At 70.0% G+C, this 10,075-nt stretch carries 11 protein-coding genes; 5 read left to right on the plus strand and 6 right to left on the minus strand.

The window, feature by feature from the left end:
- Positions 1-83 precede the first annotated feature (83 nt).
- The 4 genes from ABF401_RS11020 to sp36 are packed head-to-tail and all read right to left on the minus strand — an operon-like array spanning position 84 to position 2,407.
- A complete protein-coding gene (locus tag ABF401_RS11020; RefSeq protein WP_353509618.1) occupies positions 84-851 on the minus strand; it encodes an MBL fold metallo-hydrolase in 768 nt (255 codons plus the stop codon).
- A gap of 60 nt (positions 852-911) precedes the next feature.
- The gene (locus tag ABF401_RS11025; protein ID WP_353509609.1) at positions 912-1,763 is read right to left on the minus strand and encodes an NUDIX hydrolase; all 852 of its coding nucleotides are present in this window, start codon (positions 1,761-1,763) and stop codon (positions 912-914) included.
- Between the two features lie 8 nt (positions 1,764-1,771).
- Positions 1,772-2,245, minus strand: a complete 474-nt coding sequence (locus ABF401_RS11030) for a RidA family protein (RefSeq protein WP_353509610.1) — start codon at positions 2,243-2,245, stop codon at positions 1,772-1,774.
- 3 nt (positions 2,246-2,248) lie between these two features.
- Positions 2,249-2,407 carry a Sp36 family protein gene (gene sp36, locus ABF401_RS11035; RefSeq protein ID WP_324143726.1) on the minus strand — a complete coding sequence of 53 codons (159 nt, stop codon included), beginning with the start codon at positions 2,405-2,407 and terminating at the stop codon, positions 2,249-2,251.
- A gap of 41 nt (positions 2,408-2,448) precedes the next feature.
- Between sp36 and ABF401_RS11040 the strand changes: the two genes are divergently transcribed.
- The 3 genes from ABF401_RS11040 to bagB are packed head-to-tail and all read left to right on the plus strand — an operon-like array spanning position 2,449 to position 5,552.
- Positions 2,449-3,252 carry an alpha/beta hydrolase family protein gene (locus tag ABF401_RS11040; RefSeq protein WP_353509611.1) on the plus strand — a complete coding sequence of 268 codons (804 nt, stop codon included), beginning with the start codon at positions 2,449-2,451 and terminating at the stop codon, positions 3,250-3,252.
- Between the two features lie 9 nt (positions 3,253-3,261).
- Positions 3,262-4,332, plus strand: coding sequence for an ATPase BagA (bagA, locus tag ABF401_RS11045; protein ID WP_353509612.1), 1,071 nt, complete (start codon positions 3,262-3,264; stop codon positions 4,330-4,332).
- On the plus strand, positions 4,329-5,552 hold the full coding sequence (bagB, locus tag ABF401_RS11050; RefSeq protein WP_502908224.1) for an ATPase BagB: 1,224 nt from the start codon (positions 4,329-4,331) through the stop codon (positions 5,550-5,552). Before bagA ends, bagB begins: the two co-directional genes overlap by 4 nt.
- Positions 5,553-5,641: 89 nt before the next feature.
- Here the strand turns inward: bagB and ABF401_RS11055 are convergent, their stop codons facing one another.
- Entirely contained in the window at positions 5,642-5,947 is a 306-nt protein-coding gene (locus ABF401_RS11055; protein ID WP_353509613.1) for a WhiB family transcriptional regulator, read from the minus strand.
- Positions 5,948-6,204: 257 nt separating this feature from the next.
- Here ABF401_RS11055 and ABF401_RS11060 point away from each other — a divergent pair, with 257 nt between their 5' ends.
- Positions 6,205-8,628: a penicillin-binding protein gene (locus tag ABF401_RS11060; RefSeq protein ID WP_353509614.1), complete on the plus strand. Its 2,424-nt coding sequence runs from the start codon at positions 6,205-6,207 to the stop codon at positions 8,626-8,628.
- Between the two features lie 79 nt (positions 8,629-8,707).
- On the opposite strand, the gene ABF401_RS11065 is transcribed toward ABF401_RS11060, so the two are convergent.
- Positions 8,708-9,163 carry a GatB/YqeY domain-containing protein gene (locus ABF401_RS11065; protein WP_353509615.1) on the minus strand — a complete coding sequence of 152 codons (456 nt, stop codon included), beginning with the start codon at positions 9,161-9,163 and terminating at the stop codon, positions 8,708-8,710.
- A 76-nt stretch (positions 9,164-9,239) separates the two neighbouring features.
- On the opposite strand from ABF401_RS11065, the gene ABF401_RS11070 reads away from it, so the two are divergent.
- Positions 9,240-10,075, plus strand: an 836-nt coding sequence (locus ABF401_RS11070; RefSeq protein ID WP_353509616.1) for a metallophosphoesterase, incomplete at its 3' end; no start/stop codon positions are given.

A 10,075-nucleotide genomic window follows, 5' to 3' on the forward strand; every position in this document is an offset into this window, starting at 1 on the left:
CCCACGCTCGGCGGGAGCGACCCCGGTATTGAGCGACACGCGGCGCACTTACCTGGGGCGCCGGGACGAGCGGACCGGCCCGATCAGTCGTCGATGCTCGGTTGCTCGCGCAGGTACTCGAGCTGTGCCTGCACGGACATCTCGGCGGCACCCCAGACCGTGCGCGGCACGTCGGCGTAGACGCGCTCGACCACCTCGCGGGCGGTCGAGTCACCGGCGGCGAGCGCCGCGCGGACCTGGTCGAGCCGCTCGGCGCGGTGCCTGAGATAGAAGGTCGCGGTCTCGGCCGCATCCTCCACGAACGGGCCGTGACCTGGCAGGATGCCGGCCACCTGCCCGGTCTGGGTCAGGGCCTCGATCCGCCGCAGCGACTCGAGGTAGGACTCCAGATGGCCGTCCGGCCAGGCGACCACGGTTGTCCCCCGTCCCAGGATCGTGTCGCCCGTCAGCAGCATCGTGTCGGCGGGAAGGAGAAAGGAGTAGGAGTCGCTCGTGTGTCCCGGCGTTGCCACCGCGACGAGCTCGAGGCCGCCGACCCGGATCACCTCTCCGGGCGCGACGTCGTTGTGCCCCCGTCCGAAGGCCCGCACCGGCGCGCCCGTCAACTCGTGGAAGCGCTCGGCCGACTCGGCGTGGTCCAGGTGCCCGTGCGTGAGCAGCGTCAGCGCGACTCGTCGACCGGCCTGCTCGACCTCCGCAATGACCCGTGCCAGATGCGCCTCGTCAAGCGGTCCCGGGTCGATGACCACCGCGTCCGTTGACCCCGGCTCGGCGACGACCCAGGTGTTGGTGCCATCCAGGGTCATCGGCGACGGGTTCGGGCAGAGCACACACGTGGCCCGCTCCGACATCGAGCCACCGATCCACGTCGGGTCGGCCTCGGCGCCCTTCACCGCGTACCTCCGGCTCTCTCAGGCGTCGATCCGCATGGCCGGGCCGTCCGGGGTGTCGACGATGTCCGGCATGACCAGGGCGAGGTCCTCGCTGTGAGTCACGAAGTCGGCAGCACTCGTGGCGGAGCCTACTTCCTCAACCCACACGAGAGTCGGCGGGAGCAGCGAAGCGAGCTCAGCGGCATACTCCTTGAGCAGGTCCTCCGGCACGACCCACTCGGCGATCTCCGCCTCGCTCGTATTGCCGTCCGCGACCTGGTGCTCGGGCATCACCGCGGCGAAGAACCACGTGTCGAACCGCCTCGGCTCGAACACCGGAGTGAGCCAGTGCGCCTTGGCCACAATGAGGTCCGAACGCAGGACAAGGGCACGCTCGACGAGGACCTCGGCGAGGGACAGCTCCCGGGTGACGAGCCGCTCACGGATCCCCGCCCACGTCTCGTCGTGCGGGTCGACGAGCGGCCCGGTGGCGGACGGGCTGGCCAGCAGGACCCCGACCTCCTCGAACACCTCGCGGACCGCGGCCGCGACATACATCTGGGCCTCGGACGGCGTGCATCCGAGCCGCTCCGCCCATTCCGCCGGTGAGGGGCCGGCCCACGGGAGTCCAGCCTCGCCGTCGCGCGCGTCGACCCCACCGCCCGGGAAGACGTGCATGCTCGGCGCGAACGCCATCCCGGAGACGCGTTTGAGCATGAACACCTCGGGCCCACGCTCGCCGTCGCGGACGAGCATGACCGTGCTCGCCCGCCGTGGCGTGGCCTCGTCCCACCGCTCGCCCCCGAGCCACCGGAGCGCGAGATCGCTGACGCCGCTCAGCCGAGTGATCGGGAAGTAGCGCTCCGGGCGGCTCCGGGAGGCAGACGCCATGACGCTGCTCAATCAGCGATCGAGACGGTGACCTCGACCTCCACCGGGGCGTTGAGCGGCAGGGCTGCGACGCCGACCGCGCTGCGCGCGTGCGCCCCCCTGTCGCCGAAGGCCGTGCCGAGCAGCTCGCTCGCGCCGTTGATCACGGCCGGCTGGCCGGTGAAGCCGGGGTCGCTCGCGACGAACCCGACGACCTTGACGACCTGGGTGACCTTCTCGAGGTCGCCGACGACGGACTTGATCGCAGCGATCGCGTTGAGGGCGCAGAGTGCGGCGAGCTCCTTGGCATCGGCCGCTGGCACGAGCCCGTGACCGTCGCCGACCTTGCCGGTGGCCTCGAGGTTGCCATCGCGCATCGGCAGCTGGCCGGACGTGAAGACGAGGTTGCCGGTGCGCAGCGCGGGCACGTAGGCCGCGACCGGGGCGACGACCTCGGGGACGGTCAGGCCGAGCTCGGACAGGCGTTCTTCGACGGTGGACATGGCTCAGGCTCCCTTGGGTCGCTTGAAGTACGCAACGAGGCTCGTGCCGTCCGGTCCGGGAACGATCTGGACGAGCTCCCAGCCGTCAGCGCCGAAGTTGTCGAGGATCTGCTTCGTGTTGTGGATGAGCAGAGGGGCGGTGAGGTACTCCCACGTGGTCATGAGCCTCACCCTACTTCGCGCCCGTTTGGCACGATGACCGCATGGACCCGCACGCGGACGACGTCCTCGAGAGGCCCGCCCCACCGCCGGACGACACGAGGGCGTATGCCGCTGAGCCCGCCCAGGTCTACGACGTGCGGTTCCCGTCCTACCGCCCTGACCGTGCTCCTGATGGACCCGCCGACCGCGGGGGCACGGTGCTCGTGGTGCACGGCGGGTTCTGGCGTGCACCATATGACCGGACACACGCGGCCGCTCAGGCAGCCGGGTTGGCGGCGGCCGGCTGGCACGTCGCGGTCGGTGAGTACCGCCGAGCGGGCATGCCGGGCGGCGGCTGGCCCGGAACGTTCGACGACATCGCGGCGCTGGTCGCAGCCGTCGACGCCGACCCGGACCTGCCCGGGCCGCTCGTCCTCATGGGCCACTCCGCGGGTGGGCACCTCGTCGCCTGGGCCGCGAACCAGTCCTGGGCCGACCGCATCGCCGCAGCGGTCGTCCTGGCCGGCTGCGTCGACCTGCAGGCGACGGATCGACTGCACCTCGGGGCGGACGCCGCGCGGGACTTCCTCGGCGACCCTGCCACCGAGGCCGATGCCTGGCGCGCGGCGGACCCCATGAGCCACCTCCCACCACAGGTTCCGGTCCGCCTCGTGCACGGGGACCTCGACCGCGAAGTCCCCGTCTCGGTCACCGACGCGTACGTTCGGGAGGTCCGGCGGCTCGGTGGCGACGTTCGGCTCGAGGTCGTCCCGGACGCAGGCCACTTCTCCGTCATCGACCCCGACAGTCCGGCCTGGCCTCGCGTCCTGGCCGCCCTCGACTCCTCAACCGGCGGGCGGCAATAGAGTGCCGGTGTGACGACTGCGAGCCCAACCGCCTCCAGCGCCTCCGAGGCGGCTGGCCCCGGCACGTGGGAGCGGGTCCGGTTGCACGTCGTCACCGGCAAGGGCGGGACCGGGAAGACGACGGCCGCCTCGGCCCTCGCCATCGCGCTGGCCTCGCGCCAGGCGACGCCGGCCACGAGGGTGCTTCTCGCTGAGGTCGAGGGCCGTCAGGGCATCAGCCAGACCTTCGACGTCCCCCCGCTCGGCACCGAGGAGACCCGGATCGCGCGCACGAGGTCGGGCGGCGAGATCGTCGGGCTCTCCGTGGACGCCAAGGCCGCCCTCCTCGAGTACCTGCAGCTGTTCTACAAGCTCGGTCGCGCGGGCAAGCTCCTCGAGAAGTTCGGGGCCATCGACTTCGCGACCACGATCGCCCCGGGGGTCCGCGACGTCCTCGTCATCGGCAAGCTCTATGAAGCCAACCGACGACGCAAGGACGGCAAACACCGGGGACCGAGCCCAGCGGCATACGACTCCATCGTCATGGACGCCCCGCCGACGGGGCGCATCGGGCGCTTTCTCAGCGTCAACTCCGAGGTCGCCGATCTCGCCCGGGTCGGTCCGATCCACAGCCAGGCGGGCTCCATCACGGAGCTCCTCGAGAGCGAGCAGACGCTCGTCCACATCGTCACCCTGCTCGAGGAGATGCCGGTGCAGGAGACGCTGGAAGCCATCGAGGACCTGCGCGCCAAGAACCTCAATGTCGGCGCGATCATCGTCAACATGGTCCGGGAGCCGCTGCTCGACGATGTGGCGCTCGAGCAGGCTCGCACGAGCCGGCTGCACAAACCGTCGATCACCGGCCAGCTCACCGAGGCCGGGGTCAAGGTGACGCCCGAGCTCGTCGACGGCCTGCTCGAGGAGGCGTACGACCACGCGCACCGGGTCGACCTCGAGAGTGAGCAGCTGGCCCTCCTCCAGCAGACCGACCTGCCACTCGTCCTGCTGCCGGCGCTGCCGGAGGGCGTCGACTCCGGGTCGGTCCGCGAGCTGGCCGACATTCTCTGGGACGGGCTCGCGGAGGAAGGTCTGCTCGAATGACCACGACCGCGACGACCGCTCGCGAGGAGCCGTCCGTCCAGACGACCGCGCACGCCCGTGCCGCCCAGTCGGCCCCGCGGCTCGACATCGACGCCATGATCGCCGACACGGGGGTCGAGATCGTCGTGTGCTGCGGCTCCGGCGGCGTCGGCAAGACGACGACGGCCGCCGCCCTGGGCCTCCGCGCGGCCGAGGCCGGCCGGCGCGTCGTCGTGCTGACGATCGACCCGGCCAAGCGCCTCGCCCAGGCCCTCGGCCTGACCGAGCTCGACAACACCCCGCGACCCGTGGACGGCATCGACGCGTCGAAGGGCGGCAGCCTCGACGCGATGATGCTCGACATGAAGCGGACCTTCGACGAGGTCGTCATCGCCCACGCCGACCCCGGCAAGGCGGACCAGATCCTTAGCAACCCCTTCTACCAGGCGGTCAGCTCCTCCTTCGCCGGGACGCAGGAGTACATGGCGATGGAGAAGCTCGGCCAGCTCAAGACCACCGCCGACTCGATGCCCGACGGCTGGGACCTCATCATCGTCGACACCCCGCCCTCGCGGTCGGCGCTCGACTTCCTCGACGCGCCGAACCGGCTCGGCAGCTTCCTCGACGGCCGCTTCATCCGGATGCTCTCGGCACCGGCCAAGGCGAGCGGCCGCGCGGGGCTGAAGGTCTTCGGCTTCGGTGTCCAGCTCGTCAGCAACACGATGGCCAAGATCCTCGGTGGTCAGTTCCTCGGCGACGTGCAGTCCTTCGTCGCGGCGCTCGACACGATGTTCGGTGGGTTCCGCGAGAGAGCCGACCTGACCTACCAGCTGCTGTCGCGCCAGGGGACCTCGTTCCTCGTCGTCGCGGCGCCGGAGCGGGACGCGCTGCGTGAGGCGTCCTTCTTCGTCGACCGCCTCCAAGCCGACGGTATGCCGCTGAGCGGGCTCGTCGTCAACCGCATGGGTCGCGTCTCGGCCGGCGCGCTCACGCCCTCCCGCGCGTTGGCCGTCGCGGAGGCGCTCGAGGACAGCGGGGGGCCCAAGTCGGCCGAGAACGCCGCGGGCCTGCTCCGCCTCCACGCCGCAGTCGTGACGATCGCGAGGCGGCAGCGCGAGCTCGCCGAGCGGTTCTCGAGGGCGCACCCGGACGTGCCGGTGGTCCAGGTCCCCGCCCTGAACCGCGACGTCCATGACCTGGACAGCCTGCGAGAGATCGGGAACGCGCTTGCTGGGCCGTGATCCCCGTCATCACGACCCAGCAAGTGGTTCCGATATCCCGCTTCCCCCGAGGGCTCAGCGCCCTGCTGCAATCCCCGCCGGCGTCCCCGTCAGGCGGACTTGGCCTGAGCCGCCATCGTCGTCCGCAGCGCGGCCTTCCAGGACGTGATGTCCGGGCGCTTGCGGAGCAGCGCGCGCCGCTCCCGCTCGGTCATCCCACCCCAGACGCCGAACTCCGTCCGGTTGTCGAGGGCCTCGGCCAGGCACTGCGCCAGCACTGGGCAGGTCTTGCAGACCGCCTTTGCATCGTGCTGCGCCTTGCCTCGGACGAAGAGCGCGTCCGGGTCCTGCCCGGTGCACGCCGCCTGGTTGGCCCACTCGTCGACCCAACTTGTCGAAATCGTGGCGACACTCATTCTTTTCTACCCCTCCCCGCTCGACGTCTCCCACGACGCCGAGTTGGACCCAGACCGTCCCACCGATCCGGATCAGGCCCCCTTCGGCCCAAACGAGACATTACGAGCGACGGTCCGAACCGGACATAGGCCGTATGCATCATTTGATGGTGCGAGGTGACTAGTCACCCCGTGACCAGCAGGAATGGGGCCATACGCGACACAGAGGCGCAAATCGCGGGCCCTGATACGTCAGTCCGACCCGTTACCCTTGGCCCATGTCGTCTTCCCGGACCACGTCGATCGGCGGCGTCATCAGCCTCCTCGGCGCCTTCATCGCTGCCGCGATGGTGCTCGGCCTCCTCGCTGCCGGCCTGTTCATGCCCGCGGTGGGGGCGACCGGGGCCCTTGCCCGCAACGGCGTCGACATCTTCAACGAGCTCCCGGGCGAGTTCAAGACCGATCCGCTGAAGCAGCAGTCCCGCATCCTGACGGCGGACGGGAAGGTCATCGCCACTCCGGCCGAGCAGAACCGCATCATCGTCCCGTTGGACCAGGTCGCCCCGATCATGCGCGAGGCGCAGGTCGCGATCGAGGACCACCGCTTCTATGAGCATGGTGGCTTCGACCTGCAGGGCGTGGTGCGGGCCGCGATCGCGAACGTCCGCACCGGCGCGACGACCTCCGGCGCATCGTCGCTGACGCAGCAGTACGTGAAGATCTCGCTGCAGTACACGGCGCTCAACCAGGGTGACGAGGAGGCGGCCGCCGCCGCGGTCCGCAAGGACTACCTGCGCAAGCTCAAGGAGGTCAAGTACGCGATCACCCTCGAGAAGCAGATGACGAAGGACGAGATCCTCGCGGGCTACCTCAACCTCGTCTACTACGGCGACCAGGCATACGGTGTCGAGGCAGCGGCGCGACACTACTTCTCCGTCCCCGCGAGCAAGCTCACGCTGTCGCAGGCAGCGCTGCTGGCGGGTCTGACGCAGAACCCGGGCACCACCGACCCGGTCAACTACCCGGAGCGGGCGCTGGCGCGACGCAACGTGGTCCTCGACCGGATGCACGAGCTCAAGATCATCAACGACGCGAACTGGCAGGCCGCGAAGAAGCGGACCATCAAGCAGGACCTCAAGGTGTCCGAGACCAAGAGCACCTGCCTCGCGTCGCCCTACCCGTACTGGTGCGAGTTCGTCATCAACTACGTCGAGCAAATGCCTGAGCTCGGCAAGACCGTGGAGCAGCGCCGGCGCCTCCTGCGCACAGGCGGCCTCACGGTGCACACGACCCTGGACCCGAAGATCCAGAAGATCGTCCAGGAGGAGGTGACGCGGAAGGTCCCGATCGGCGACAAGTCGAAGGTCGGCGCCGCGGCCTACGTCACCGAGCCGGGAACGGGCAAGGTGCTCGGTTTCGCGCAGAACACGGAGTACACGGTCGGGAAGCAGAGCCGGGGCAAGACCGGCATTGCCTGGACGCTGGACAAGAAGTGGGGCGGCTCCGGCGGCTTCCAGTTCGGGTCGACGGCCAAGGCCTTCTCCCTCCTCACGGCGATGGAGTCGGGGATGAGCACCAAGTCCTCGGTCGACGCCAAGCCGGCCGGCGACCGGCCCTACGTCTACAAGCCGAGCGAGTTCCCGATGCCGTGTGGCCTCTACGAGAACTGGCCAGTCCACAACGACACGAACTGGAAGGGCGGCCGGATCTCGCTCATGGAGGCGACGGCCAAGTCGACCAACACCGCCTTCGTCGCGCTGGCGAGGCAGCTCGGCGGATGCAAGGTCCGCGACACGATGATGCGCCTCGGCCTGCACCAGGCCGACGGCAGCGCGATGGGCAAGATCCCGGCTGAGTACATCCTCGGTGCTGATGAGGTGTCCCCGCAGGGGGTGGCGCACGCTTACGCGACGCTCGCAGCCGAGGGTAAGCGGTGCTCGATGGTCGTCGTCACGAAGGTGACCCAGGGCTCGAAGACCTTGGCGGCGCCCAAGACCAAGTGCGACCAGGTCGCCAAGGCCGATGCGGTGCGCGGTACCGACAAGTTCCTCGAGTACAACATGACCCACGGCTCGGGCATCAGGAACCAGCTCGACGACGGCAGGCGGCCGTCCGCCGGCAAGACCGGCACGTCGGACAAGAACAACGAGTCGTGGTTCGTCGGCTACACGCCGCAGCTCGTCACGGCGGTCTGGGTGGGGACGCCGGACGACGGCAACAAGCGGCTCATGAAGAACGTGCGCGTGGGCGGCCAGCTGTACCCGGTGATGCACGGTGCCTCGATCGCCGCACCGATCTGGAAGGGCATCATGAACCGGGCCCACGAGGGCCTGCCCATCAGGAAGTTCAAGGAGCCGTCGGACAAGATGACCAAGGGCTCCGACGTCGGCATCCCGAACGTCACCGGCCGGTCGGTCAGCGACGCGAAGAGCATCCTCGAGCGCGCGGGCTTCAGCGTCCAGGTTGGCGACTCGATGGACTCGAACGTCCGCAGGGGTCGGGTGGCCGGCACGTCGCCCTCTGGCAGGGCCCCCGAGGGCAGCACCGTCACGATCCACCCGTCGAACGGGCAGCGCTCGTCCGACCGCGGCGGTGGGGGGCGGCCATGGCCGACGTTCACGATAGGGCCCCCACCGGACGGTGGCGGCAACGGCGGTCCCGGCAGGCCACCCAAGCCGCCAAAGCCCCCCAAACCCCGCTGACGTGAGCTGACCCCGCGGCTGCGGTCACGGGGTCAGCGGGAGCGAGCTCAGCGGCATACGGCCTGATGACGTTTGTGGGTCAGCCGGCGAGCACCTGCCGCACGACGGCGGCGACCCGGCCACCCTCGGCACGTCCGGCGACGGCGGCGTTGGCGGCCTTCATGGCGGCGCCCATCTGCTCCATGCCGGTCGCGCCCGAGGTGGCGACGGCGTCGCGGACGATCCGGTCGAGCTCGGCGTCGTCGAGCTGCTTCGGCAGGTAGGTCTCGAGGACCGCGAGCTCGGCCTGCTCCGCCTCCGCCAACTCGGCCCGGCCTGCGGACTCGTAGGCCTCGGCAGCCTCGCGCCGCTTCTTGGCCTCCTTCGCCAGCACCTTGAGGACATCGTCGTCGGTGAGCTCCCGCTGCTGCTTGCCCGCGACCTCCTCGTTCGTGACGGCGGTCAGCGCCATGCGGATCGTGCCGGCGCGGACCTGGTCCCGCCCACGCATCGCCGCGGTGAGGTCGGCCTTCAGCTGCTCCTTGAGGGTGCTCATGCGGCTCAGTCTCTCAGGTGCCGGCGCGCGCGTCCGGATTGCTGTGCGCCCCCGGCTGGGTGCGAGGATGTGCCACATGCGAGCCCTCACCAAGACCGCCGTCGGCCTCGGAGTCGCCGGCGTCGGCATCCTCGGGTGGGCGTCGCTCATCGAGCGCAACGCCTTCGTGCTCAGACGCTTCGAGGTGCCGGTGTTGCCGCCTGGGGCGGAGCCGCTGCGGGTGCTGCACCTGTCGGACATCCACCTCCTGCCGCGGCAGAAGCGCAAGGCGCAGTGGCTGCGACGGCTCGAGTCGCTCGATCCCGACTTCATCGTCAACACGGGCGACAACATCGCGAGCCACGATGCGGTGCCCGCGGTGCTCGACGCCTTCGGGGCGCTGCTCGACCGGCCGGGCGTTTTCGCTCTCGGCTCGAACGACTACTTCGCCCCGAAGCTGAAGAACCCGCTGCGGTATCTGACACGTCACCACGCCAAGGGCGCCGGCGAGTCCGAGCGGCTCCCCACGGCCGACCTCATCCGTGGCTTCACGTCGCGCGGCTGGATCGACCTGACCAACCGGCACGACAAGCTGGTCATCAAGGGGCGGCGGATCGACGTCGTCGGGGTGGACGACCCGCATCTGGGCTATGACCGGCTCGACCTCGTGCGGCGCCCTGCGCAGCCGTCGGCCGAGCTGAAGATCGGGGTCACGCATGCCCCCTACCAGCGGGTGCTCGACACCTTTGTGGAGGATGGGGCGAGTCTGCTCATCGCCGGACACACGCACGGCGGGCAGGTCTGCGTGCCCGGATACGGCGCGCTCGTGACGAACTGCGACCTGGACACCGGCCGGGTCAAGGGCCTGTCGCGGTGGTGGTCCGGCGCCGGCCACCGGCCCTCGTCCGAGGCTCCCGCCGACGCCGCGTGGCT

It is taken from the genome of Intrasporangium sp. (genome assembly GCF_040414665.1).
GTDB lineage: Bacteria > Actinomycetota > Actinomycetes > Actinomycetales > Dermatophilaceae > Intrasporangium.

Coding starts and splice junctions, on each gene's coding strand:
- ABF401_RS11020 (WP_353509618.1), bottom strand. CDS start 851: ATGTCGGAGCGGGCCACGTGTGTGCTCTGCCCGAACCCGTCGCCGATG.
- ABF401_RS11025 (WP_353509609.1), bottom strand. CDS start 1,763: ATGGCGTCTGCCTCCCGGAGCCGCCCGGAGCGCTACTTCCCGATCACT.
- ABF401_RS11030 (WP_353509610.1), bottom strand. CDS start 2,245: ATGTCCACCGTCGAAGAACGCCTGTCCGAGCTCGGCCTGACCGTCCCC.
- sp36 (WP_324143726.1), bottom strand. CDS start 2,407: ATGACCACGTGGGAGTACCTCACCGCCCCTCTGCTCATCCACAACACG.
- ABF401_RS11040 (WP_353509611.1), top strand. CDS start 2,449: ATGGACCCGCACGCGGACGACGTCCTCGAGAGGCCCGCCCCACCGCCG.
- bagB (WP_502908224.1), top strand. CDS start 4,329: ATGACCACGACCGCGACGACCGCTCGCGAGGAGCCGTCCGTCCAGACG.
- ABF401_RS11055 (WP_353509613.1), bottom strand. CDS start 5,947: ATGAGTGTCGCCACGATTTCGACAAGTTGGGTCGACGAGTGGGCCAAC.
- ABF401_RS11060 (WP_353509614.1), top strand. CDS start 6,205: ATGTCGTCTTCCCGGACCACGTCGATCGGCGGCGTCATCAGCCTCCTC.
- ABF401_RS11065 (WP_353509615.1), bottom strand. CDS start 9,163: ATGAGCACCCTCAAGGAGCAGCTGAAGGCCGACCTCACCGCGGCGATG.